Source organism: Ruegeria sp. AM4, assembly GCF_056540665.1.
In genome coordinates, this window is record NZ_JBQFXD010000011.1 from 108796 (window position 1) to 132769 (window position 23974).

Genomic DNA, 23974 nt, shown 5'->3' on the forward strand with positions numbered 1-23974 from the left:
GCAATCGGGGTTTCTATGTCCTGCCGCAATCTGTTATGCCGCACCGTAGCATAAATCCCGGAGGAGCGTGCCATGAGCGCCACCGCCCGCAAGACAGCCCCGAACGCCGAGGATATCCGCGCACGCAAAGGGGGCGAACCTCTGGTCAGCCTGACCGCCTATACGACGCCGATGGCGCGGCTGATGGATGCGCATTGCGACTTTGTTCTGGTCGGCGACAGCGTGGGCATGGTGTTGCACGGGCTGGAATCGACGCTGGGCGTGACGATGGAGATGATGATTCTGCACGGGCAGGCCGTCGCACGCGGGCTGTCCAGCGCGATGATGGTCATCGATATGCCCTTTGCCAGCTACGAACACGAACCACCCGAGGCGTTTCGCAACGCCGCCCGTCTGATGGCGGAAACCGGGGCCGGTGCCGTCAAGCTGGAGGGTGGCGTCGAAATGGCCGAAACCATCCGCTTTTTGGTCAAGCGCGGCATTCCGGTGATGGCGCATATCGGGCTGACGCCACAATCGATCAATACGCTGGGCGGCTATAAGGTGCAGGGCCGCGACGAACAGGCCGAGGCGGTGCTGGCCGATGCTCGTGCCGTAGCCGACGCTGGCGCGTTTTCCGTCGTGTTAGAGAAGGTTCCGCAAAAGCTGGCCGATCGGATCACCGCCGATATTCCGATACCGACCATCGGTATTGGCGCTTCCGCCGGATGTGACGGGCAGATTCTGGTTGTCGACGACATGGTGGGCTTTTTCACGGCCTTCAAACCGAAATTCGTCAAACGCTATGCCGAGCTTGGGCCGCAGGCCGAGGCCGCCATCGCCGAATACGCAGCCGAGGTTCGCGCGCGCGCCTTTCCCGCAGACGAACACGTGTTTGCCGATCAGGCACCGGCCAAAGGGGCCAAATCATGACACCAAGGATATTGCGGCATTTGGCCGACCTGCGCGCGTTGACCTCGGATTGGCGCAGCAATGGTGAAATCATCGGCGTCGTGCCAACAATGGGGGCCTTGCATCAAGGCCACCTGTCTCTGGTCGAGGCAGCCAAGGCTGATTGCGACCGCGTGATCGTGACGATCTTCGTGAACCCCAAACAATTCAACAACCCCGAGGATCTTGCCAAATACCCGCGGACCGAGGTTGAGGACGCCGAGAAGCTCGTCCCTTACGGTGTCGATGTGATTTACGTCCCCGAGCCGCAGGAGATTTATCCAGATGGGTTTGCCACCGGCGTTTCGGTCACCGGACTGACGGATATGATGGAGGGCCTCGGCCGTCCCGGGCATTTCGACGGGGTCGCAACGGTGGTGACAAAACTGTTCCTGCAAACGCAGGCAGATCGGGCCTATTTCGGACAGAAAGACTATCAGCAGCTTATGGTCGTTCGCCGCATGGCGCGCGACCTTGATATCCCGATTGCGGTGATCGGCTGCGAAACGGTGCGCGAAGCCTCGGGCCTGGCCATGTCGTCGCGCAATCTGCGGCTTTCGCCCGAGGCACTTGAGGTTGCGGCAAACTTGAACCGGACCATGCGGGATATTGCGGAAAAGCTGGCCGCCGGCGGTGAGATCGCACCCTTGGCGACCGAAGCGCAGGCTGCGCTTTTGGATGCTGGCTTCAGTGAGGTCGGCTATATCGAATTGCGTTGTGCCGCGACACTCGACCCTCTGACCCATGCCACGCGACCGGCGCGCCTGTTCGCGGCAGCATTTGTGGACGGGATTCGCCTGATCGACAACATCCCGGTGCCGTCGGCCTGATTTCTGCACTGGAACGCCCGCGACTGTTTGCGCTAAACTCTCCCAAAATGTCATGGGGAGAGAGCAGGCATGACCTATATTCTGGCGATTGATCAGGGCACAACGTCGTCACGCGCTATTTTGTTTGACGCAGGAATGCAGCGCGTCGGGACCGCGCAACGCGAATTCCCGCAGCATTTCCCGCGCGAGGGTTGGGTCGAACACGACCCCGAGGATATCTGGGACAGCGTCCTGACCGTTTGCCGCGAAGTCATGCAGTCGACAGGAACAACCGCCGACCAGATCGCGGGCATCGGCATCACCAATCAGCGCGAAACCACCGTGATCTGGGACCGGACCAGCGGCAAACCGATTCACAACGCGATTGTCTGGCAGGACCGCCGGACCGCCGACATTTGCGAAAAACTGCGTGACGCCGGGTGCGAGGATGACGTGACCGCCCAGACCGGTCTGTTGCTGGACCCGTATTTCTCGGGCACCAAGGTCAAATGGCTGCTCGACACCGTCCCCGGCGCACGCGACCGGGCCAAGGCGGGTGAGTTGCTCTTTGGCACCATCGACACTTTCCTGATATGGCGTCTGACCGAAGGGCGTGTGCACGCCACCGATGCCACAAACGCCGCACGCACCCTGCTGTTCGACATTCACAAAGGCGCGTGGAGCACTGATATCTGCGACCTGCTGGACGTGCCAATGGCAATGCTACCTGATGTCCAAGACTGTGCCGCTGATTTTGGGCATACCCCCCTGTTGGGCGGTCAGATACCGATTCTGGGCGTGGCTGGAGACCAGCAAGCTGCCACAATCGGCCAGGCCTGTTTCAGCCCTGGTATGTTGAAATCGACATACGGCACCGGGTGCTTTGCGCTGCTGAACACGGGGCACGAGCCGGTCGGGTCGCAGAACCGGCTGCTGACCACCATTGCCTATCAATTGGACGGGAAACGCAACTATGCGCTCGAGGGATCGATTTTTATAGCCGGCGCAGCGGTCCAGTGGCTGCGCGATGCCTTGCAGATCATCGATGCAGCACCGGAAAGCGGCGAGCTTGCGGCAAAGGCGGATCCGAACCAACATGTCGTGCTTGTGCCCGCCTTCACGGGGCTGGGCGCGCCTTATTGGAAGCCCGATTGCCGTGGTGCGATCTTTGGTCTGAGCCGAAACTCTGGCCGCGCCGAAATCGCCCGCGCCACGCTGGAAAGCATCGCCTTTCAAACCCGCGACCTTTGGCATGCCATGCAGGGCGATTGGGGCGACGCGGCCGATGTCACACTGCGGGTCGATGGCGGTATGAGCGCCTCGGACTGGGCAATGCAGGGGTTGTCGGACCTTCTGGGCGCGCCGGTCGACCGCCCGGTCATGCAGGAAACCACCGCGCTGGGTGCGGCCTGGCTGGCTGGTATGCGGTCAGGGGTCTACCCGGACCAGCAGGGTTTTTCGGAAACCTGGGCCCTGGATCGTCGGTTTGAGCCCGTGATGTCCGGCGAAAAGCGCGATGCGGCCTATGCGCGCTGGCAGCGCGCGGTTTCGGCGGCGATGGCATTCTGACCCACCTGGGCTCAGCTGTGATCCTTCATCAGACGCTGCTTTTGGCGTGACCAGTCGCGCTTGGCCTGTGCCTCGCGCTTGTCATGGGTCTTTTTGCCCTTGGCGATTCCGATTTTGATCTTGGCCATGCCCTTGTGGTTGAAATACAGAACCAGCGGCACCAGCGTCATGCCTTTGCGCTGGGTCGCGTTCCACAGGTTCGACAGCTCTTTGCGCGACACCAGCAGCTTGCGGCGGCGGCGTTCCTCGTGCTTGAAGACCTTGGCCTGCTCGTAGGGCGCAATGTAACTGTTGATCAGCCACAACTCTCCATCATCGACCGACGCATAGCTTTCGGCGATGTTCGATCCACCCGCGCGCAGGGACTTGACTTCGGACCCTTGCAGCATGATGCCACATTCCAGATCGTCCTCAATCGCGTAGTCAAACCGCGCGCGCCGGTTTTCGGCAATCACTTTGTAGTTCGGGTCTGTCTTTTGCTTGGCCATGACGCGTTGATTTAGGCGGCTTGTGCGGGCCTTGCAAGCCCCCAGCGTTCAACCTGTCAGGACTTGGCCGAGATGATCAGATCAGGGCCGAATATCGTATCCGCATGGTTGTGCAGGTATATCTTCAGCCACGGGGTAAAACGATCCGGGTGCCGTTTCACTTCGGCCAGAAGATCATGGTAGTCGATCCAGCGGATATCCATAACTTCGTCCGGATTAGGCTCGATTTTCAGCGGTTTGCGCACATGGGCCAGAAAGACGTCGACGACCTCGTTCTCGACCAGACCGTTGCCCACATCGGCGTGGTATTCCAGCCGGTGCCGGTATTCGGGATACAGGCCCGTGATGCCCAATTCTTCTTTCAGCCGCCGTACGGCACAGGCCGATGCGCTTTCGGCCCAGTCAGGATGGGTACAGCAGGTATTCGCCCAGAGGCCCGGCGTGTGATATTTGCCCAGCGCGCGGCGCTGCAACAAAATCTCGGTTCCGCGCACCACAAAGACCGACACGGCCTTGTGCTTGAGCCCCTTTTCGTGCGCCTCCAGCTTGTCAACAGGGGCCAGTTCCCCGTTCACCCATGCCGGAATCATGATTCCCATCTGTCTTCTCCTGCTGCCGAACCCAAATGCGGCGATATCCATGACCTGGCTCTGGCCCGATCGGCTTGGCGGTGTGGCTAAAGGTTTGCGGCCTCCCAACCGCTGCCCCCAAATTGGCGCTGATCGGTCCGCCAATCAAGCGCACGAAAGGCCGCAGGGGCTGCGGCCTTTTTGCAGGAATGACCCGGCAGGGATGGTCAGAGGTTATTCACCAGAAACGCTGATGATATAGGCGTAAACGTCCTCGGCCCCCTTCTTCAGCTTGAAGGTCATCTTGGATTTGGCCGAGGTTTGACCCAAATAGTCTTTCAGGAATGCTTTGGGGTCCTGTGCGTAGGCCACAAAGGTCTCTTCATCCCAGACCAGACCGTTTTCACCTGCTTCGACGATGCTGTCGCCGTATTTGAAATCTTCAATCGTACCAGCGGTCCGCCCGGCGATTCCATAAAGGTTCGGTCCGGTCTTGCCGCCCTTGACGATCACTTCTCCCGCAGGATCGGCGATCATATGGCAGGACTTGCACTTGTTGAACGCTTTCTTACCGGCGTCGGCGTCACCTTCGGCAAAGGCAGGAACGGCCAGCAGACTAACAATAGCGGTGGCGAGGATGCGGTTCATAACTGTAGCTCCGATACGAATTGGCTGCCCCGAATGGACCTTCGGCGCAAAAAAGAGTCAACGCGCAGATTGCCGCGCGAGGTCACTGTGCCACTGCGACATAAAGGCTGTCCTTAACTTAAGTCATGTGGATCATTTGTCATGCCCGTCGGACCAGCTTGGCAGCAAATCACCCTTGGCCGGGGTCGCCAGATACACCGCGCGCGCAATCGCGCGGCTCAGGCAAAGCGAAGCAGCGTGGCCAATCTGCGCCAATGCGCCCGGATCCGCCGCCAGAGGCCGGGCACCTGTGCTGACGCCAAACACCAGATCGCCATCTCCCGGCGTATGGGCCGGCACAATGGCACGGGCAATGCCGTCATGCGCAGCAACGGCAAGGCGATGACATTGCGCCTTGGTCAGGTCGGCATCCGTCGCCACAATGGCGATTGTTGTGTTGGTCTTGTCAGGCGTCGCCGGGTGCATCGCCCGGGCCTTGAGACTTTCGGGGATCGCGCCCAGCCCCGAGGCCGGATCTGGCCCCAAACCGCCAAGTTCAGAGTCTAACTCGAAAGAAGCCGCCCAGAAATGCCTGTCACCGGGTGTTGTCACACTGCCCAGCGGGTTCGCGGCGACCAGCGCTCCAACATTGATACCGTTCTCCAGACGCAGCGACGCGGATCCCAGCCCGCCCTTATGCATCGCCGCCAGCGCTCCGGTTCCCGCCCCGGACGTTCCCAGTTCGAAGGTTTCGTCTGCGGCCAAGAACGCGGCCCGGCCCAGGGCGCGATATGGGTTTTCGGACCAGCTTTTGTCACCGCCGTTCAACAAATCGAACAGGATGGCACCCGGCACGATCGGCACCGTGACGGGGCCAACCGCAAAGCCGCGCCCCTGTGCGAGCAGAGCATCGGCAACCCCCGAGCAGGCATCGAGCCCAAAGGCTGATCCCCCCGACAATGTAATCGCGTCGACACGCGCGACCGATTTGTCCGGGGCCAACAAGTCGGTTTCCCGCGTCCCCGGCGCACCGCCCATGACGTGGACAGAGGCCGCAAACGGGTCTTTGGAGGTCAACACAGTCGTGCCGGATTTCAGCAGCTCGTCCTTGGCATTTCCGACCAGAAGGCCGGGGACATCGGTGATCAGATTTCGGGGTCCGGGGGTCATGTTCGTCTCGGATGCTGCTGCCAGAAAGCGTGTAGACGCGCCGCCTCCGACAGGGAAATTTCTGGCCGTATGAAGAGCTGATCAGATACAGCGGCCACCGTCGACCTCCAATGCTGCACCGGTGATCATGCTGGCCTCGTCCGAGCACAGGAAACAGGCGGCATTGCCCATGTCTTCGGGGGTCGAAAAGCGGCCAAGCGGGATGGTCGCCAGAAACTTGGCGCGCATTTCGGGCGTGTCTTCGCCCATGAAGGATTTAAGCAACGGGGTTTCGCCCGCCACCGGGCAGATTGCGTTTACCCGCACCCCGGACGGGGCGAGTTCGACGGCCATCGTCTTGGTTGCTGTGATCATCCAGCCCTTGGAGGCGTTGTACCAGTTCAAGTTCGGGCGCGGCGACAGTCCGGCGGTCGAGGCCACGTTCAGAATCGCACCGGTTCCGCGTGCCTTCATCATGGGCACCAACGCCCGCGCGGTCAGGTAGACCGATTTCATGTTTACATTGAAAACTCGGTCGAAATCGTCCTCGCTGACCTCTTCCAGTGGCGCAGGCAGATGGGTGATGCCGGCATTGTTGACCAAAATGTCCAGATGGCCAAAGCGGTCCTGCATGATGTCGGCCATCGCTTGCACCGAGGTGGCATCCGCCACGTCCACCAATTGCGCAATTGCGTTCGGGCCAAGCTGGTTGGCCAGAACCTCAGCCGCGTCACCGTTGATATCGGCGATCATCACGCGCGCACCCTCGGACAGGAACTTCTGCACGATCCCGGCGCCAAAGCCTGACGCGCCGCCGGTCACGATCGCGGTTTTTCCCTCTAACCTCATGGTCTTGCTCTCCCTTGTCGGGTCAGACTACCAAGGCGCGGCGAAACTGCCAGATCAATCTTCCGCGACCTTGCCGCGCAGCGCCTTTACGTCCGAACGCGCCTTTTTCGCGGCCAGACGGCGCTTGACCGAACCATAGGTGGGTTTGGTGGCGATGCGCCGTTTCGGCTTGACCAGCGCGCGGGTGATCAACTCGGCCAATCTGGCGCGGGCGATGTCACGATTACGGGCCTGGCTGCGGGTTTCCTCGCATTGAATGATGATTGCGCCGTCCTTGGTCCAGCGCCGCCCCGCCAGCCGTTTCAGCCGCGCCTTCACCGGATCGGGCAGCGAGGGCGAGCGCGCGGCTTCAAACCGCAACTCAACCGCGGTCGAGACCTTGTTGACGTTCTGTCCGCCCGGACCCGAAGAGCGTACAAAGCTTTCGGTCATTTCCCAGTCTTGCAGGGCGATATCGTCAGTGATGCGCAACATGGGTCGGACCTTACAAGGCGGGCGCGAAAACAAAAAGGGCCGCCCCGGCGGGACGGCCCTTCGAAAGTTCAGGAGGTCGGGTCGGTTAGATCAATCGACCAGCCGGAGCGCACGCTCCGCCAAGGGCTGCCCTAGCAGGCGATCCCCCCGGTTGTTCCGACACCTCTCTCCAATCTCTTTCTCGACACTGGATCACCTCCTTTTCTATCTGTTGCGGTTAACAATGAGCCTGACACAAGATGCGCCATTCTCAAAGCGTTTTTTTACGCGGGCTGCGCGGTCATACGTGCAACGATCACCTTGAAGGGGATCAGAGCGATCAGCGCCAACGACAGTTTGACCAACCAATCAGCAAAGGCCAGCGTCACCCACAAGGGCGCCATCGGACCGGTCAGCATGAACGGCACAGGCTCCCACGCCCAGTTGATCGCGGCGTCTGCGGTGGCTCCGAAGATCGTGATCGACGCGGAAAAGGCGATGGTAAAGAACACCACGGTATCAAGCGCCGAGCCAACCAGCGTCGAGGCCAAAGGCGCACGCCACCAGCGCCCGCCGCGCATGGCATTGAATACGGTGACGTCGGAAAGCTGCGCCAGAAGGAAGGCAACACCAGACGCCACGGCAACCCGAAGCGGTACGGCGGCATAGGTGAAACCATCACCTTGAAGCATGATCTGGCTGCCGATCAGCGAACAGATGACGCCCACCAGGAAGCCTGCAAATACGACCTTGCGGGCCGGACCGACACCATAAACGCGGTTGGTGATATCGGTGACCAGATAGGCGAGCGGATAGGTAAAGGCACCCCAGGTCAACAGACCGTCGAGGATCAGGAACTGGACCAGAATGTTCGAGGCCACGACAATGGTGGCCATGGCAATGATGCCGGGAATAAAGCTGCGTTGCATTTTCAGATGCCCGTTTTGACAAGGTAGCGGCGACTTGGCCAAGGGCTCATCCCAAGGCAGGCCGCGCTTCTAGCGGGTCGAAACGCGTTTGGCAAGTCATTCGGGCAACAGATATTCGACCAGTTCGGTGCGCTGCAGCGCCAGAAAATTGTCGTCCGAGATCATGGTGGCCCGCAGCCGTCCCTGCCTGTCGCGCCAGACAGACAATCCTTCGAGGTTATCATGGGTGCCGGTCCCGGTTTCTAACAGGGTTTCTTCGGCGCTGGCACCATGGCTGCCCACTCGCCAGCGGCGCAGCCGTGTCTGAAATCCGAACATGGTGACGTGACGCTCCAGCACATACAGCCGTCCATCCGGTCCGAAATCGGCGGCCACGGGCAGGAACTTGCCGCGTGGCGGCAGGACAAAGGGCGTGGACCAGGCTTTGCCGTTCCAGCGATAGACGGGAATGTCCCCTTTAGTGGTCCGGCTCTTTTCAGTCATGGTGTAAAGTCGCCCGCGATCGTCTATCGCCAATGCCTCGAACGACCCGTTCCGATCCAGCGCACGAAAGGCCTTGGGTCGCGGCAGCACCCGCGCAGGCACGCCCGGCGATCGGTAATGTGCGACCCGATGAACCCCTTCGAACGACAGGAAAAAGCTGCCGTCCGATGCGACCGCAATTCCTTCGGCGTCCCCCGCACGGCCCGACAATTTGCGGCCCCGGCTGGACAGCAGCGGCGATCGGCTCAGAAGTTGAATACCGGTGATCCGATCTCCGTTCCGTTCAATCCGCGCGGTCACCAGATGTGAGCGGTCACTTACCGCGATCATCTGCTGGCCCCGCGCCGAAATATGGACCGCCGAAAACCCGCCGAACCAATCAGAGTTGCCGCGCCAGACATAGCTGCCCAGCAACGTGGCGGTTTTGACCTCGACAGCACCAACCGGACCAGCCAGCACCGTCGCTGCAATCAGTTGGACTGCAACACGGCGGCGCATTGTTGGGGCAGATCGGCAAGGCGGTATTCACGCCGTTTCTTTGGGGCCGGAGCGTTCGGGTCCGGCGGCGGCGGGTTCAGGATGTTGCGCACCCATTGCTGCGCCTCCGCACATCCATCGCCCTTGGGTGGCGGGTCCTGATTGACGCATCCGCGCGATCCACGCGGGCAACTCAGCCGCACATGGAAATGATAATGGTGCCCCCACCAGGGTCTGATCTTGCGCAGATAGGCCCGGTTGCCCTTTTCATCATTGCACATCTGCACCTTGGCTCCGGGGAACACGAAAATCCGCGCGACGCGTTTGTCCTTGGCGGCTTCGCGCAGGACGGCATGGTGTTGTTTCGTCCAGTTGCCATTCACATAAGCCCCGTTTGCGCGGCGCAGCGAGATCGACGAGATGTTTTCGCGCGCCTTGCGGCTGAGACGCATGTTATCGCCCGGCAGCATCCAGATATCGATGTCGAGACCCAGTTGGTGAGAACGGTGCCCGGACGTCATCGGCCCGCCGCGCGGCTGGCTGATATCCCCGACATAGAGACCGTTCCACCCGGGCTGCTTGGCCGCGAACCGGCTGAGGTCCTGCACATAGTCTATCGCTTGCGGGTGTCCCCAGTTGCGATTACGCGACAGGCGCATGGCCTGCCAGGTGGGTCCGGTCTCGGGCAGTTGCACCGACCCGGCCGCACATCCGCGCGAATAACTGCCGAAGGCTGCTGCTTTTTGCTGCGAACTGACCTTCTGCGACCCGAACAATTGCTTGGCCAACGGTTGCGCCCCAGCTGTGCCTGCCCATGACAACGCGGCGCATATCGCCAAAAAACGTAATAAAATCATCTGCTCTGATCCCCTTCCGGTTTCACCCAGCGCATCAGGAATAATCCCAGAATAAACAACAGAATGATCGGTGACACCCCTAAACGCGCACTCCCGGTGACGGATGTTGCAATGCCGATCAGCAGAGGCGCGGCAAACGCTGTTGCGCGACCGGACAGACCGTAAAGCCCAAAGCTCTCAACGGGTGTTTTGGGATCCGTATGGCGCACCATCATCGAACGGCTGGCCGATTGCAGAATGCCGCCCATGCCGCCGATCAGGACGCCACATCCAAAGAACACAAGATCCGGCAGGCCGGACCCTTCGGGCAGCGAGATGCCGAAAACCTGCGTCCGATCCATCGACACCACGGTGAGGCAGACGAAAATCAAAACCCAGATTGCGATCAAAATCACGGGTTTAGGGCCGAATTTGCGATCCGCCTTGCCGCCGATCCATGCAAAAACGGCCGAGGCCAGAACGCTGACAATCCCGAATACTCCGATCTTGACCAGATCCCACTCGAGCACCAGCGCCGCATAGACCCCACCAAAACTGTAGAGCCCGTTCAACGCGTCACGATAGAACATCGAAGACCCTAGGTAACTGGCCAGACTCAATCGGTGGCGCAAGGCAGAGATGGAATGGCCCAACAGGCTCAAAGCCTCTCCAAAGCTGCCCTTTTTGCTGGTCGATGAGTCGTCCTGGACCCACAGGAAATACGGGACCATGAACAGAAGGAACCATCCCGCCGTGAAAGGTCCGACAAAGCGGGTGCCTTCGCGGGTCGTCGCATCCAGCCCGAACACCGGGTCCATTCCGATCAGCGTTCTGCCGTTTGGCTGCTCGACAAACAGCGTCAGCATGATCGCCAATGAAATCAGACCGCCGAAATAGCCAAAGGCAAAGCCCGAACCCGAAATCTCTCCGACCTCATTATCGTCGCCCAGGTCAGGCAGCTGAGAGTTGATGAAGATCAACGCATATTCCGCGCCCACAAAGCCGAGCCCAAAGGCCGACAGCATCAGCCACATATTCGATCCGTCCGGCATCGTGTACCACAGCGCGGCCGAACCCACCGCATACATCACCGAAAAGGCAAAAATCCACGGGATGCGGCGGCCCGATACATCTGCCATCGCCCCCAACAACGGTGCCCCAAACGCGATGATCAACCCGGTGATGGTCAGGCAGTTGGCCCAGACCGTCTGTGCCTGGGCGGCGGCTGATTCAGCGTCCAATCCTGCATTTGCATAGAATTGGGCGGCGACCCCGGCGAAGTATGGCCCGAACACAAACGTCACCAGCAATGTGTGGAACGGCTGGCTGGCCCAGTCGAAAAACCACCAGCCCCAAATGCGCTTGCGCTTGGATATTTCTGCCATGACTGCCCCTGTTTATCGTTGGCTTCATAAGACGGGCCTTTGCCGCAATTCGCAAGCGTTCAGTTGGCGCGGACTTGCTCTTTGCCGTAAGGGCGCTTAGGTCTCAGGCAATTGACGAACGGAGTGCCCATGCTGTCGCTGATCCAAATTCTTCTGCTGATCCTGGACATTGTCTGGTTCATCATTCTGGCCCATGTGATCATGAGCTGGCTGATCAACTTTCAGGTCCTCAACCTGCACCAGCAACTGGTGGCGCAAATCTGGTATGGCCTGAATCGTATTTTAGAGCCTATCTACGGACCGATCCGCCGCGTTTTGCCCAATATGGGCGGGCTGGACCTGACGCCGCTGGTGGTGCTGGTCGCGGTCTACGCATTGCGGATCATCCTGATCAACAATGCGGTCTATTTCGTCTAAGACCTTGTTCACCGAATCTTAGTATGTGATTGTCCTGTTTTAAGAGCAGATAAATCTTAAAACAGGGCCAGCCCGCATATGTTCGACTCCGCGCCGTTGCTGCGAGATGTCTTTGGATTCGACGCCTTCCGCCCCGGGCAGGAAGAGATCGTTGATGCCGTGACCGCAGGCGAGAACGTGCTGGCGATCATGCCGACGGGTGGCGGTAAATCCTTGTGTTTCCAACTGCCTGCGCTGTTGCGCGATGGGGTCACGGTGGTCATCTCTCCGCTGATTGCACTGATGCGCGATCAGGTGCGCGGGCTGCAAGAGGCGGGCGTCGAAGCCGGGGCTCTGACGTCAGGCAACACGCCCGAGGAAACAGATGCGGTCTGGGACGCCTTGGAACAGGGTCGGCTGAAACTGCTCTATATGGCGCCCGAACGGCTGGCCGCAGGGTCTGCTCTGGGGATGCTGCGCCGGATCAATGTCGGCCTAATCGCTGTGGATGAGGCCCATTGCGTCAGCCAATGGGGTCACGATTTCCGCCCCGACTATTTGCGGATCGGCGAGCTGCGGCGCGCGCTGAACGTGCCTCTGGCCGCGTTTACCGCCACCGCGGATGCGGAAACGCAGGATGAAATCGTTGAGAAACTGTTCGATGGCAACGCCCCGCGCAAGTTTCTGCGCGGCTTCGACCGGCCCAACATTCATCTGGCTTTTGCCGCCAAGGACGGGCCGCGCAAACAGATTCTTGACTTTGCCGGTGCCCGCAAGGGCCAGTCAGGCATCGTCTATTGCGGCACCCGCAACAAGACCGAGGTTCTTGCGCAGGCGCTTCGTGCCGAAGGCCATTCGGCCTGCCACTATCACGGCGGCATGGAGGCCGAGGATCGCCGCATTGTCGAAACCCGCTTTGCCCGCGAGGACGGGCTGATCGTGGTCGCCACCGTGGCCTTTGGCATGGGTATCGACAAACCCGACATCCGATGGGTCGCGCATGCGGACCTGCCCAAATCGATCGAAGCGTATTATCAGGAAATTGGCCGTGCAGGCCGTGACGGTGGCCCCGCCGAGACTCTGACGTTGTTTGGCCCCGACGACATCCGTCTGCGCCGCTCGCAGATCGACGAAGGTTTGGCTCCATCCGAGCGCCGCATCGCTGATCACGCACGGTTGAATGCGCTGCTTGGGCTGGCCGAAGCGCTGAAATGCCGCCGTCAGAACCTGCTGGGATATTTTGGCGAACAGATCGAGCCTTGCGGTAAATGCGATCTGTGCGACAACCCACCCGAAATCTTTGACGGTACCACGCCTGTCCGCATGGCCCTGTCCGCGATCCTGCGGACCGAAGAGTGGTTCGGCGCAGGTCATCTGATCGACATCCTGTTGGGCAATGAGACCGACAAGGTTCGCGCCCGCCGTCATGACGCTCTGTCCACCTGGGGCATCGGCAAGGACTGGTCGCGCCCGCAATGGCAGGCGATTTTCCGGCAGATGATGGGTCACGACCTGGTCCGTCCCGACCCGGACCGCCACGGGGCATTGCGTATGACCGAAGCTGCAAAGCCGATCCTGAAGGGTGAGGCGCAGATCGATCTGCGCAAGGACACGATCCGCAAGGCCACCCGCAGACCTGCGGTCAAGGCCATGGTGTCTGAAGAGGACGCTCCGCTGCTTTCGGCGCTCAAGGCCAAGCGTCGTGCGTTGGCGGAATCCGCGCGGGTTCCGGCCTATGTGATCTTCCCCGACCGCACGCTGATCGAAATGGCTGAAACCCGCCCTGCAACGCTGGACGACATGGCCCGGATCGGCGGTGTTGGTGCAAAGAAACTGGAACGCTATGGCGCTACGTTTCTGAAAGTGATCGCGGGCGAGGTTCAAGCTGTTCACCCGGCGCGCCGCAAGCTTGCGGGCCGCGATCAGGGTGAGATTTACGACCGTCTGCTTGAGGTTCAGTCTCAACTGTCGCGCGGCCCCGAAGGGATCGACAAACCGCTGAGCTGCTCTGCCTCGCAACTGGCGAAAATCGCGCAGTTGCGACCCGACGACCCGCGTGGGATCGAAAAGCTGCTGGACGATCGCCGTCACGAAAGGTTCGGCGCGGCCTTTCTGGACGTGCTGCGTCAGGCGGGCTAGATACGGCCCATCAGGCAAGGAACGAGGGCGGATATGCTGGTAGTGATTTCCCCGGCCAAGCGGCTGGATTGGGCTGAACGAGATGTCGAAGTGACCCAACCCGATTTTCAGGACGACGCCATCCGCCTGTCGAAAACCGCGCGCAACCTGACGCTGGGCGACCTTAAAAAACTCATGGATCTCAGCGATGACCTGGCTCGTCTGAACCGCGACAGATACCGCGTATTCTCGGACGCGCCCGAGGCTGGTGCCACGCGGCCTGCTGCGCTGGCGTTTGCAGGTGACACCTATCAGGGGCTCGAAGCCGCATCGCTGGACGCCGAGGAAATGGCCTGGGCGCAGGATCACCTGCGCATATTGTCCGGACTCTACGGCATTCTGCGCCCGCTGGATGCCATTCAGGCCTATCGGCTTGAGATGGGCAGCAAACTGAAGACCCGTCGCGGGAAGAACCTGTACGACTATTGGCGCGATCAGCTCAGCAAGGCGCTGAATGCGCAAGCGCAGGAGATTGGCAGCGAAATACTGGTCAATTGCGCCAGCCAGGAATATTTCGGCGCCGTTGCCCCGAAGGCGCTGCGGTTGAAGGTGGTCACCCCGGTGTTCATGGAAGACAAGGCAGGCGCACCCAAAGTTGTCAGTTTCTTTGCCAAAAAGGCGCGCGGCGCGATGGCGCGGTATATCATCCAACACCGTCTGACCGACCCCAATGCTCTGCTGGATTTCGACAGCGGCGGCTATGAATACCGCCCCGACCTTTCTGAAACAGGCAAACCGGTCTTCGTGCGCCCCTACCAAGCCTGACCCGGTATCTCAGCACCAAGCGAAAAGCGCGGGGGGTCCAATCGTGCCCGCGCCCGAGACGTTAGTGCAATCTGTTTTGAACGCGACTTCGCCTAGTCGTCCGATGGTGCGTCGGCAACCAAAGCGGCAGCATCCCGCGGCTGATGGTTCCGGATCATCTGGTGGATCAGCGTTTTGTGCAGCGGCTTGGTCAAATAGTGATCCAGACCGGCGGCCAGAATACCCTGATCATCCCCTGCCATGGCATGCGCAGTCAGGGCGACGATCGGAACGCTCCGGTCTGTGCCGAGCTCGAGCCGTCGAATTTCTCCGGTCGCCTGTTTGCCGTCCATTTTCGGCATCGAGATATCCATGAAAATCAAATCCGGTTCGAATTCGGAATAGGCCGAGACCGCCTCGATCCCGTTGCCCGCAAACCGGAGGTCAATATTCAGGTCCTTGGTCATTTTCCTGAGGATCAGCTGGTTGGTTCGGTTGTCCTCGGCTGCCAAAACGCGCATTTTCCGATGGGCCATGTCAACAGGCTTTTCCGTGCCCAAACCCGCCGAGGGTTCCGGGGGTTGCGTCACACCAAGGTCCAGCAACCGTGCGTAAAGCTCGGATCTGGGGATTGGTTTCTGCAACACCCCGTCAATCAGATCATGGGCCGGGTCTGCGTGAAGCAGGCCGGGGTTGGCCGACATGACAACAATTGACAGATCGACCCAGCCCCTCTCTCGCAAGGTTTTGGCCAGTTCCAGCCCGTCCATGTCCGGCAGATCCTGATCGCACAGCACAAGATCAATGCTTTGGTTGATCTCATCAAGTGCTGCCCGGCCGGACTCGCAAACCGTCACCCGTGAACCCAGTCGCCGTAACTGCTTGGTCAGGATTGCGCGGTTCACTTCCAGATCCTCGACCACCACCACATTGCGCAGCCGGTCGGTCAGGTTGGGCGGCACGGGCTGTGGACCCTCGGCGGTTGGAAGCGTGATGCGGAAGCCAAAACAGGACCCGGTCCCAGGCTCGCTTTCCACCCAAACAGTGCCGCCCATCATTGTGATCAGTCGTTTGGTAATCGCCAGCCCAAGCCCGGTGCCCTCGAATTGGCGGTTGCGTTCATCCTCGACCTGATTGAACTCGCCAAAAATATGCGAAATCTTATCTGCGTCGATCCCGATACCGCTATCTTCGATGGCGACGTGGATGTCGCAGCTTTGCCTGTCGGAATTGGGAACACCCGTGACGCGGATCAGCACGTGACCATCCGAGGTGAATTTGACCGCATTGCCCACCAGATTGGTCAGAATCTGACGCACCCTGCCGGGGTCGCCAAAAAACAGGGTCGGCAGGAACAGGTCGTAATCCACCAGCAGAGTCAGCCCCTTGTCGCGGACGCTGGGTTGCAACAGCATGGCAACCTCAAGAATGCAGCGCTCCAGATCGAACTGTTCAGGGTGCAGCGCCAGCTTGTCGGCCTCGATCTTGGAATAGTCCAGAACGTCGTTGATAATGACCAACAGCGCCTCGCCCGAGTTGCGGATCGTGTTGACATAAAGCCGTTGTTCATCGTCCAGCGGCGTTTCCGTCAGCAGCTCGGTCATGCCGACAATCCCGTTCATCGGAGTGCGTATCTCGTGGCTCATATTCGCCAGAAAAGCGGATTTGGCGCGATTGGCTGCCTCGGCCCTTTCACGCGCCGCGCGCAGCTCGGCCTCGTGCCGAACCGAGGATGTGATGTTCAGCGCCAGGCTGACCACATCACCGTCGGGCCCGCGCTGATCGATCAGACGGATGTACTGACCATTCCACAGCTGTATGACGACCGGGTCCGGATTCGGGCGATCCCATCGCAGCCGCATTCTGTTCCGCCAATCGGCACAGGAGTCGTCTCCGATATCGACGATCCCTTCAGCGGTCAAGATTTCCAGAATGCGGTGGTAGGAAATGCCGGGCGCAACCTCGTCCAGCCCCTCAAACACGCTGAGATACGCAGCGTTGGCGCTGATCAGGTTGCTGTCGCCATCGAAAAAGGCGAACCCGTCCTGAATGGTCTGGATCGAATGCCACAGGCGGCGTTCGGCAACCTCGATCTTGGCGTTGGCGACGGTCAGGTCGGATTTGACCTTTTCGTTCTCGCCACGCACGGTTTCCACTTCGGCCTGCGTCTCTCCGATCTGGCGGGTCAGCGCAATGGCGTGGCGACCGAGTTTCTGGTTCGCTGCCGACAACTCGGCCTGTTTCAACTGCAACAGCCGTTCGGCGGCAAGGCGCGCGCGCCGCTCCTGGGCAAGTTTTTCTGCAATGCTCATCAATCACGGGTCCCAGAACAAACTGGACCCAGCATCCCGACAGAGCGTGAAAAAGTGCTTAAGCGCTTAGCGGCGTCCCTCGCGCAGCCAACCTGCGACCAGGAAGCCACCGGCCAGCAGCAGCGCCAGCCAGGGCGGCAGCAGCCCCGCCTGTGTAACATCGCGGGTTTCATAGGCATCGCGCGGGGTCAACCCGATCCACCCCCGACCTGCTGCAGGCCGCCCGGCACGCACATTGCGCAGGGTGGGCAGGCCCTCTTCGACGCGGATAGCACCGCCGCGCAGACTGGACAGCGCCGGGTTCAGAATCTCGTCCGTTGCAATGGTCCGCTCGAACTCTTTCGGGGCGGCGGGACCCAAGCCGATCACCGCGGAATGATCGCCTTCTTGCAAGCGATAGAGACCGATTTCGGGTCCCACATACAGAGCCTCGAACCGACCCGGAGAAACCTCGCGCAGCTCGACATCAAGCGTTTCACCGTTGGGGCGCGTCACGGTCACCGGCCCGACCTCATCACCCAGTGTCTGACGGATGATGCGCATGGATTGACCGTTGGCCTCGGCCCACAGTGCCTCTTCTTCCAGCTCGGGTTCCTTCATCATCCAATGAGCCAATCGGCGCAGCAACTCCAACTGGGGGCCACCGCCTTCAAATCCACGGCTCCACAGCCAGGCATGATCCGAGGCCAACAGTGCCACACGCCCTTCGCCCACGCGGTCCAGAACCAATAGCGGACGCTCGTCGACACCGGTCATCAATACCTCGCCCGAGCGGTGTTTGACATCGATCTGCCGCAACCATGCGCCCCAGTCTTCGGACGTGCCCAGATCAGTGGAAACCGGGTGCCTGTGACCCAAATCGGTCACCATAGGCACAAACCGCTCTTCGATCACGCGCGCGGTGGGCTGTGCAGGCAGCATCGAAGCCAGCGGCGACCGAAAGATGCTGTCGGCGGTTGCAAAGTCCGGCCCGGCCGCGACCAGCACAGCGCCGCCGTCGTTGATGTAGTTGGTGACGTTGTCCAGGTAGATCGCGGGCAGAATGCCACGCCGCTTGTAGCGGTCAAAGATGATCAGGTCGAAATCGTTGATCTTTTCCAGAAACAGCTCGCGCGTCGGGAAGGCAATAAGCGACAATTCGTCCACCGGCACCCCATCCTGTTTCTCAGGGGGGCGCAGGATGGTGAAATGCACCAGATCAACGGAACTGTCGGATTTCAGCAGGTTTCGCCATGTGCGGCCACCCGGATGCGGCTCACCCGAGACCAGCAGCACACGCAGACGGTCGCGCACGCCGTTCATCTGGATCAGAGCCGTGTTGTTGCGGTCGGTCAGCTCTCCCTCGGCCTGCGGGACCGAGAACTGGATGACATTGCGCCCGCCATGGGGCAACACGACCGGCAGTTCGACATCCACTCCGATGGGGATCGTGAACCGTTCGGGCGCGGCCCCGTCCACCGATATCTCCAGCGGTGCGTTGGCTGCCCCAACCGGGGCCGCACCGCTGTCTTCCACCCGCAAGGTCAGCGTGATCGGTTCGCCAATAATGGCAAAGGCCGGGGCGTTGCGGACGATCAGCCTGCGATCCCAGTCCTCGGCCCGGCCGGTCTGCAGCAGATGCATCGGCGCAGGCAGATCCGGGGCCTGATCAACGTCGTGCACCAACCCATCCGAGATCACCAGAATACCGGCGATCCGGGCGCGTGGCTCTTCGGCCAGCGCCTCGTTCACCGCGGCCATCACCTGAGTACCTTCGTCGCCGTCACCATCACCCACCTGGATACGGCGCAGTTCGGTGTTGTCGCGCGCCTCGATCCGGGCGGCCAGATCATCAGCGGTCTGCCGGGTCTGCTCGGCACGGTCCGACAGGGTTTGGCTGGCGCTTTGATCCTCGATCATCAGGACGATATCGGTCAGCGGAGCGCGATCCTCGACCTGATAGACCGGACCGGACAGCGCGGCAAGCACAACCAGGGCCGCAAGCCCGCGCAGGGCCCAACCCGATAAGCCGCGCCACAAGGCCAAGACCACGCCGCTGACCGCAAGCGCGGCAACAGCCAGCAACAGCGGCCAGGGGACCAGTGGATCGAAGATGACGGTTCCTGTCATTGTCCCAGCCTGTCCAGAAGGGCGGGCACGTGGACCTGATCGGACTTATAGTTCCCGGTCAGGACGTGCATCACCAGATTTACGCCAAATCGGTTGGCAAGCTCGCGCTGCCGCTCGCCCGCATAGCCGCGCCCAACCGGCAACAACGCCTGTCCATTGCGGTCAACTGCCCAGGCCCCAGCCCAGTCATTGCCACCAATGACGACCGGCGTGACGTTGTCGTTGAGATTGCGGAACGGCATCCCTTCGATCTGTTCCGCATCCAGCGGCGCGGATTCCACCCAGACGCCTGCGCCAGCATAGCGGCCCGGGAAATCCTGTAGCAGATAGAATGCCCGGGTCAGCACGTGGTCATTCGGAACAGGCTCTAACGAGGGGATATTCAGGGGCGCTGCGAGTTGCTGCAATTTGCGGCCATTGGGGCTCGATGCACCAAATTCGGCGATATCGGCGTCGCGCGTATCGAACAGGATCATGCCGCCCGAGCGCAGATAGGTATTGAGCTTTGCATAGGCTTCGACCGACGGCTGCGGCTGATCCGGTGTGATCGGCCAATAGAGCAGCGGGAAAAAGGCAAGCTCATCCCGTTCCAGATCAACGCCAATCGGGTCGGCAGGTTCCACCGAGGTCCGGAAGTGCAACGTCTGCGCCAGTCCGCGCATCCCGGCCAGCGCGATATCGTCGACCTCGCGATTGCCGGTCAGAACATGGGCCAGAACCAACTCATGCGTGGCGTTCAAGGCAAAGTCGATGTCGTCAGCGTTCTGCGCCCGTGCCTCTGGCACGATCAACAGCGCGCCCAGCGCAACCGCTGCCGCCCGTGCGAGGCCAAGCCGACCTGACAAGGCAAGCGAGGCGAGTACATCCACCGTCAACAAGATCAGCGCAAGGCTCAACAACAGTCCGCCAATCGGAGTTTCTGTGCTGACCTCCTGCCCTTTGATCGGCACGTCGGGCGGCCAGACCGCAGGGTTCAGCACCGCACCTTCGGACAAGACGTTCAGGGCCAGCTTTTCCTTGCCGCTTTCGTACAACCCTGGGCGCAGTTCAGGCCCGATTTCTCCGCCGATCAATTGCGCACCGTCAACGCCGGGCAGGCTGCCCGCATCAGACAGGGTTCCGAACCCGTCCAGAATCTGTATCGGCTCCCACGTGGTGCCTTGCAATTGCTCTTGCTGTCGTGATTTCGCCGCCGAGGCGACCGCAAGACGATCCAGCATCTCAACGAACAGCCCTGACAGCGGAACGCTGGACCATTCTGCATCGGCTGTCACATGGAACAACACAACCTGCCCCAGCCCAAGGGCCTTGCGCGTAACCAGCGGCGTACCGTCCGAAAGCGAGGCGATCACCCGATCCGCCAGATCGGGGTCCGGTTGCGCCATGACTTGCGTTGTCACGCTTACATCCGCCGGGATGCGCAGCCCAAAGAACGGCGAGGTCTCGGTGAAGGGGGCCAGCCCCTTGGCCTCGCCCCAGCTCATCGCACCGCCGACCGACCGGCCACCGCTGCGCAGGCGCACGGGCAGCAGAATGTCCTCTTCGTCACGACCAAGATCGCTGGCGGCCATGCGGGGGCCAGCAAAACGCAGTAACAACCCGCCCTGTTCAACCCAATCGACCAATGCCGCCTCTTCGCTGTCGGCCAGCGTTGCCACATCCGCCAATACAATCACATCCGGGTTGGCGGGCAGAACTTCCAGCAGCCCACCATCCACAAAATCTGCGGTCGGGCTCAGAACCTGGGTCAGATAGTGCAGCGGCGATAGCAGTTCCAACCCTTCGCGATTGAGCGTTCCGGCAATCAGCGCCACCTCGCGTCGGCGCAGGCTGTCATCGGTCAACGTGATCGCCCCGGCGGATCGCTGCCCCTGTATCTCGAACCGGGTGATCCGGGCACGCAGTTCCGAGGGCAGTGCCAGATCAATTTGCGCCTGTGTCGCGCCGTCTTCGAATGCCATTTCGACCGATTGCAGCACCCTCATCGTGCCCGCAGGGTCGCGGCCCTGTGCCAAGACAGTGACGCCTGCCGCAGGGCCGGGTTCGGCCCGCGTTGCGCTCAATTGAATGACACCGTCCTGATAAGCTGCGGGCAAGAGCGCCGTCACCGAAGCCGCCGCCCGATAAACCGTCACATCGCCGCGCGCTTGCAACGCCGCAAGCACCTGATCATGGCCGGGATAGTTCAATCGGTCGCTGAACCAATGGGTGTCAAAGCCGCCTTCGACCTGAGTTAGAGCCTGAATTGACTGTGCAACCTGCGCTTGGGTCGGTTGCCACGCTTGCGGTGTCAGACCTGGCAATCGCCCGCGCCAGGCTTCGGCGGCCTGAAAGATCGGAGCCTCGGGTTCGGTCAAACGCAGGATCGAAACCGGGCGGCCTGCACGGCCAGCCTCGGTCAGTTGCGCGTCGATCTGATCCAGAACGGTTGGCCACCGGGTCGCGCCCGCCCAGCTGGCATCCAGCACCAGCAACAGCGGTCCGGATCCAGTCTGATCGCGTGAGGGGTTCAGGACCGGACCGGCCAACCCGATGATGATCGCTGCCGCCGCCAGCATCCGCAGCAACAGCAGCCACCACGGCGTCCGGTCCGAGACGCTTTCGTCGTCTTTCAGTCCCAACAGCAGCGTCACCGCCGGGAACAACCGTCGGATCGGCGCAGGCGGGACCGCGCGCAGGATCAGCCATAGGATCGGCAGGGTCAGAAGACCCAGCAGCACCCATGGCGCGGTAAAGCCGATGCCCGCAAGAACCGTCATCGTGTTCCCCCGTCCAACGCCCGGTAGAGCCACAACAGCGCGTTCTGTGGGCTTTCAACCGTGTGGTGCAGGCCCATTTGCCAGCCGGTCGCACGGCAAAGCGAGGACAGCGCGTCCTTGCGCCGGGCAAGGCGGTCCAGATAGCGGTCGCGCAGATCCCCGGCCTTCAGCGTTTCATGACGGGTGGTGCCGCCGACGCTTTCGAAAATGGTGCGTCCGCGATAGGGAAAGGCTTCTTCGCTGGGGTCCAGCACTTGAAGCAGCACACCGCGCACGCCGCGGTCGGCCGCTTTGGTCAACGCCAGTTCAACCTCGTCCAGCGGTCCCAGAAAGTCCGAAATGAAAACCGCGCGGGAATGCGGGATCATTGCCTTGTGCTCGGGTGGCGCGTAATCGGCTTCGGAATCCTCGGACCACGCATCAGCCAGACGCACGATCTGCGCGTTTCCACGGCGCGGCGGCAAGGTTGTTCCGGTCAGGCCGACGCGCTCGCCGCCGCGCACCAGCAGGATCGCGGTCGACAGGCCAAGCAGGCGCGCCCGGTCCGCCTTGGTCGGCAGGGTCTTTTCCGACGCAAACCGCATCGAGGCCCCTTGATCGACCCACAGCATAATGGATTGCGCAATCTGCCATTCGCGTTCGCGCACAAATTGCTGATCTCCGCGCGCCGACCGACGGTGATCGATCAAACGGCGACTGTCACCAATCTGAGCCGGGCGGTATTGCCAGAAATCATCGCCCAACCCGGCGCGACGGCGACCGTGATCGCCCAGCAAGACAGTCCCTGCCAAATGCTCGGCCCGCGCCAAGAGCGGCGGTAGCCGGGATGCCTCGGCCTCGGACCTTTCGCGAAGGGTCAGCGCGGCATTCACGCCGCGGCCTCGGTCCGGACCAGCCCGGCAGCTGTGGAGTCGATGAGTTCAGACAGGCTGTCGCCCCGCGCCCGTGCGGCAAAGTTCAACGCCATCCGGTGGCTAAGAACGGGACGGGCCATATCCAGGACATCCTCGGCATTGGGGGCCAGCCGCCCCTGCAGCATCGCCCGCGCCCTGACGGTCATCATCAACGCCTGCGCCGCGCGCGGACCCGGGCCCCAGGCCACGGTTTCGGCAACCCGCTCGGACGCGCCGGGCTCATCCGGGCGGAAGGCGCGGACCAGATCGAGGATCAGTTCGACAACCGATTCACCCACCGGCATGCGGCGCAGCAGGACCTGTGCCGCCAGCAATTCGTCTTTGGTGAAAATCTGATGCGCTTCGTCCTCTTCGACACCTGTGGTGGCCAGCAGAATATCGCGCTCGGTCTGGCGATCGGGGTATTCGACATCGATCTGCACAAGGAAACGGTCCAACTGCGCTTCGGGCAGCGGATAGGTTCCTTCCTGTTCGATGGGGTTCTGCGTTGCCAGAACATGGAACGGAACCCCCAGCGAACGGTCTTCGCCCGCTACGGTGATCGTGCGTTCCTGCATCGCCTGCAACAGCGCTGATTGCGTACGGGGGCTGGCGCGGTTGATCTCATCCGCCATCAGCAACTCGCAGAAAATCGGACCGGAGATAAAGCGGAAATGGCGGCTGCCGTCATCAGCGGTATCCAGCACTTCGGACCCCAGAATATCAGCGGGCATCAGATCCGGCGTGAACTGGATGCGATTGCCATGCAGCCCCATCACGGTCGACAATGTCTCGACCAGTCGCGTCTTGCCCAAACCCGGCAGACCGATCAACAGCGCATGTCCACCGCACAACAATGCGGTCAGCGTCAGGTCCACGACCCTCTCTTGCCCGATAAAGCGGCGCGTGATCGAGGATTTTGCCTCTTGAAGCTTGTTTTCCAGCGCCTCGATCTCGGCGACAAGCTCGGCTGGTTCGGACATGAGGTTCCCTTCCGTGGACTGTTATGGTTGAAGTGTATCGCGCTGAC

Annotated in this window: 21 protein-coding genes; 6 read left to right on the forward strand and 15 right to left on the reverse strand. The window is 61.2% G+C overall.

Annotation, left to right across the window (positions count from 1 at the left end; all coding sequences use genetic code 11):
- Positions 1–72: 72 nt before the first annotated feature.
- The 3 genes from panB to glpK all read left to right on the forward strand — a co-directional run bounded on the left by panB (position 73) and on the right by glpK (position 3308).
- Complete coding sequence (panB, locus tag ACR0JA_RS18180) at positions 73–912, forward strand: 3-methyl-2-oxobutanoate hydroxymethyltransferase (RefSeq protein WP_480578155.1); 840 nt, start codon at positions 73–75, stop codon at positions 910–912.
- Positions 909–1760: a pantoate--beta-alanine ligase gene (panC, locus tag ACR0JA_RS18185; protein WP_480578158.1), complete on the forward strand. Its 852-nt coding sequence runs from the start codon at positions 909–911 to the stop codon at positions 1758–1760. Before panB ends, panC begins: the two co-directional genes overlap by 4 nt.
- A gap of 69 nt (positions 1761–1829) precedes the next feature.
- Positions 1830–3308 carry a glycerol kinase GlpK gene (glpK, locus tag ACR0JA_RS18190; RefSeq protein WP_480578161.1) on the forward strand — a complete coding sequence of 493 codons (1479 nt, stop codon included), beginning with the start codon at positions 1830–1832 and terminating at the stop codon, positions 3306–3308.
- Between the two features lie 11 nt (positions 3309–3319).
- Here glpK and smpB read toward each other — a convergent pair whose 3' ends face one another.
- From smpB to ACR0JA_RS18240, 10 genes are all read right to left on the reverse strand, one after another.
- On the reverse strand, positions 3320–3796 hold the full coding sequence (smpB, locus tag ACR0JA_RS18195; protein ID WP_039528475.1) for an SsrA-binding protein SmpB: 477 nt from the start codon (positions 3794–3796) through the stop codon (positions 3320–3322).
- A 56-nt stretch (positions 3797–3852) separates the two neighbouring features.
- On the reverse strand, positions 3853–4395 hold the full coding sequence (gene idi, locus ACR0JA_RS18200) for an isopentenyl-diphosphate Delta-isomerase (RefSeq protein WP_480578165.1): 543 nt from the start codon (positions 4393–4395) through the stop codon (positions 3853–3855).
- Between the two features lie 204 nt (positions 4396–4599).
- Positions 4600–5013: a c-type cytochrome gene (locus ACR0JA_RS18205; protein WP_480578168.1), complete on the reverse strand. Its 414-nt coding sequence runs from the start codon at positions 5011–5013 to the stop codon at positions 4600–4602.
- 132 nt (positions 5014–5145) lie between these two features.
- Positions 5146–6162, reverse strand: a complete 1017-nt coding sequence (locus ACR0JA_RS18210) for a P1 family peptidase (protein ID WP_480578171.1) — start codon at positions 6160–6162, stop codon at positions 5146–5148.
- A gap of 81 nt (positions 6163–6243) precedes the next feature.
- Positions 6244–6990, reverse strand: a complete 747-nt coding sequence (locus ACR0JA_RS18215; RefSeq protein ID WP_480578174.1) for an SDR family oxidoreductase — start codon at positions 6988–6990, stop codon at positions 6244–6246.
- Positions 6991–7044: 54 nt separating this feature from the next.
- Positions 7045–7464 carry an alternative ribosome rescue aminoacyl-tRNA hydrolase ArfB gene (gene arfB / locus ACR0JA_RS18220; protein WP_480578177.1) on the reverse strand — a complete coding sequence of 140 codons (420 nt, stop codon included), beginning with the start codon at positions 7462–7464 and terminating at the stop codon, positions 7045–7047.
- A 263-nt stretch (positions 7465–7727) separates the two neighbouring features.
- The gene (locus ACR0JA_RS18225) at positions 7728–8372 is read right to left on the reverse strand and encodes a queuosine precursor transporter (RefSeq protein WP_480578180.1); all 645 of its coding nucleotides are present in this window, start codon (positions 8370–8372) and stop codon (positions 7728–7730) included.
- A 96-nt stretch (positions 8373–8468) separates the two neighbouring features.
- Complete coding sequence (locus tag ACR0JA_RS18230) at positions 8469–9353, reverse strand: esterase-like activity of phytase family protein (RefSeq protein ID WP_480578182.1); 885 nt, start codon at positions 9351–9353, stop codon at positions 8469–8471.
- On the reverse strand, positions 9326–10189 hold the full coding sequence (mepA, locus tag ACR0JA_RS18235) for a penicillin-insensitive murein endopeptidase (RefSeq protein WP_480578185.1): 864 nt from the start codon (positions 10187–10189) through the stop codon (positions 9326–9328). Before mepA ends, ACR0JA_RS18230 begins: the two co-directional genes overlap by 28 nt.
- Positions 10186–11553 carry an MFS transporter gene (locus tag ACR0JA_RS18240; RefSeq protein ID WP_480578188.1) on the reverse strand — a complete coding sequence of 456 codons (1368 nt, stop codon included), beginning with the start codon at positions 11551–11553 and terminating at the stop codon, positions 10186–10188. The genes mepA and ACR0JA_RS18240 overlap by 4 nt, the downstream gene beginning before the upstream one ends.
- Positions 11554–11682: 129 nt before the next feature.
- On the opposite strand from ACR0JA_RS18240, the gene ACR0JA_RS18245 reads away from it, so the two are divergent.
- The 3 genes from ACR0JA_RS18245 to yaaA all read left to right on the forward strand — a co-directional run bounded on the left by ACR0JA_RS18245 (position 11683) and on the right by yaaA (position 14892).
- Positions 11683–11970: a YggT family protein gene (locus ACR0JA_RS18245; RefSeq protein ID WP_239343434.1), complete on the forward strand. Its 288-nt coding sequence runs from the start codon at positions 11683–11685 to the stop codon at positions 11968–11970.
- Between the two features lie 78 nt (positions 11971–12048).
- Positions 12049–14088 carry a DNA helicase RecQ gene (gene recQ / locus ACR0JA_RS18250; protein ID WP_480578192.1) on the forward strand — a complete coding sequence of 680 codons (2040 nt, stop codon included), beginning with the start codon at positions 12049–12051 and terminating at the stop codon, positions 14086–14088.
- Between the two features lie 33 nt (positions 14089–14121).
- On the forward strand, positions 14122–14892 hold the full coding sequence (gene yaaA, locus ACR0JA_RS18255) for a peroxide stress protein YaaA (protein WP_480578195.1): 771 nt from the start codon (positions 14122–14124) through the stop codon (positions 14890–14892).
- 92 nt (positions 14893–14984) lie between these two features.
- Here the strand turns inward: yaaA and ACR0JA_RS18260 are convergent, their stop codons facing one another.
- From ACR0JA_RS18260 to ACR0JA_RS18280, 5 genes are all read right to left on the reverse strand, one after another.
- Positions 14985–17183, reverse strand: a complete 2199-nt coding sequence (locus ACR0JA_RS18260) for a response regulator (RefSeq protein ID WP_480578198.1) — start codon at positions 17181–17183, stop codon at positions 14985–14987.
- A 66-nt stretch (positions 17184–17249) separates the two neighbouring features.
- Positions 17250–19292, reverse strand: coding sequence for a hypothetical protein (locus ACR0JA_RS18265; protein WP_480578201.1), 2043 nt, complete (start codon positions 19290–19292; stop codon positions 17250–17252).
- Positions 19289–22051 (reverse strand): DUF4159 domain-containing protein, encoded by a 2763-nt coding sequence (locus ACR0JA_RS18270; RefSeq protein ID WP_480578204.1) that lies wholly within the window; start codon positions 22049–22051, stop codon positions 19289–19291. The genes ACR0JA_RS18265 and ACR0JA_RS18270 overlap by 4 nt, the downstream gene beginning before the upstream one ends.
- A complete protein-coding gene (locus tag ACR0JA_RS18275; protein WP_480578207.1) occupies positions 22048–22923 on the reverse strand; it encodes a DUF58 domain-containing protein in 876 nt (291 codons plus the stop codon). The genes ACR0JA_RS18270 and ACR0JA_RS18275 overlap by 4 nt, the downstream gene beginning before the upstream one ends.
- Positions 22920–23927, reverse strand: coding sequence for an AAA family ATPase (locus ACR0JA_RS18280; protein ID WP_480578211.1), 1008 nt, complete (start codon positions 23925–23927; stop codon positions 22920–22922). The genes ACR0JA_RS18275 and ACR0JA_RS18280 overlap by 4 nt, the downstream gene beginning before the upstream one ends.
- Between the last annotated feature and the right edge of the window lie 47 nt (positions 23928–23974).

Coding starts and splice junctions, on each gene's coding strand:
- arfB (WP_480578177.1), bottom strand. CDS start 7,464: ATGTTGCGCATCACTGACGATATCGCCCTGCAAGACTGGGAAATGACC.
- ACR0JA_RS18210 (WP_480578171.1), bottom strand. CDS start 6,162: ATGACCCCCGGACCCCGAAATCTGATCACCGATGTCCCCGGCCTTCTG.
- smpB (WP_039528475.1), bottom strand. CDS start 3,796: ATGGCCAAGCAAAAGACAGACCCGAACTACAAAGTGATTGCCGAAAAC.
- ACR0JA_RS18215 (WP_480578174.1), bottom strand. CDS start 6,990: ATGAGGTTAGAGGGAAAAACCGCGATCGTGACCGGCGGCGCGTCAGGC.
- ACR0JA_RS18225 (WP_480578180.1), bottom strand. CDS start 8,372: ATGCAACGCAGCTTTATTCCCGGCATCATTGCCATGGCCACCATTGTC.
- ACR0JA_RS18265 (WP_480578201.1), bottom strand. CDS start 19,292: ATGACAGGAACCGTCATCTTCGATCCACTGGTCCCCTGGCCGCTGTTG.
- ACR0JA_RS18270 (WP_480578204.1), bottom strand. CDS start 22,051: ATGACGGTTCTTGCGGGCATCGGCTTTACCGCGCCATGGGTGCTGCTG.
- yaaA (WP_480578195.1), top strand. CDS start 14,122: ATGCTGGTAGTGATTTCCCCGGCCAAGCGGCTGGATTGGGCTGAACGA.
- ACR0JA_RS18280 (WP_480578211.1), bottom strand. CDS start 23,927: ATGTCCGAACCAGCCGAGCTTGTCGCCGAGATCGAGGCGCTGGAAAAC.
- panB (WP_480578155.1), top strand. CDS start 73: ATGAGCGCCACCGCCCGCAAGACAGCCCCGAACGCCGAGGATATCCGC.
- ACR0JA_RS18230 (WP_480578182.1), bottom strand. CDS start 9,353: ATGCGCCGCCGTGTTGCAGTCCAACTGATTGCAGCGACGGTGCTGGCT.
- glpK (WP_480578161.1), top strand. CDS start 1,830: ATGACCTATATTCTGGCGATTGATCAGGGCACAACGTCGTCACGCGCT.
- ACR0JA_RS18245 (WP_239343434.1), top strand. CDS start 11,683: ATGCTGTCGCTGATCCAAATTCTTCTGCTGATCCTGGACATTGTCTGG.
- recQ (WP_480578192.1), top strand. CDS start 12,049: ATGTTCGACTCCGCGCCGTTGCTGCGAGATGTCTTTGGATTCGACGCC.
- ACR0JA_RS18260 (WP_480578198.1), bottom strand. CDS start 17,183: ATGAGCATTGCAGAAAAACTTGCCCAGGAGCGGCGCGCGCGCCTTGCC.
- ACR0JA_RS18240 (WP_480578188.1), bottom strand. CDS start 11,553: ATGGCAGAAATATCCAAGCGCAAGCGCATTTGGGGCTGGTGGTTTTTC.
- ACR0JA_RS18205 (WP_480578168.1), bottom strand. CDS start 5,013: ATGAACCGCATCCTCGCCACCGCTATTGTTAGTCTGCTGGCCGTTCCT.
- panC (WP_480578158.1), top strand. CDS start 909: ATGACACCAAGGATATTGCGGCATTTGGCCGACCTGCGCGCGTTGACC.
- mepA (WP_480578185.1), bottom strand. CDS start 10,189: ATGATTTTATTACGTTTTTTGGCGATATGCGCCGCGTTGTCATGGGCA.
- idi (WP_480578165.1), bottom strand. CDS start 4,395: ATGGGAATCATGATTCCGGCATGGGTGAACGGGGAACTGGCCCCTGTT.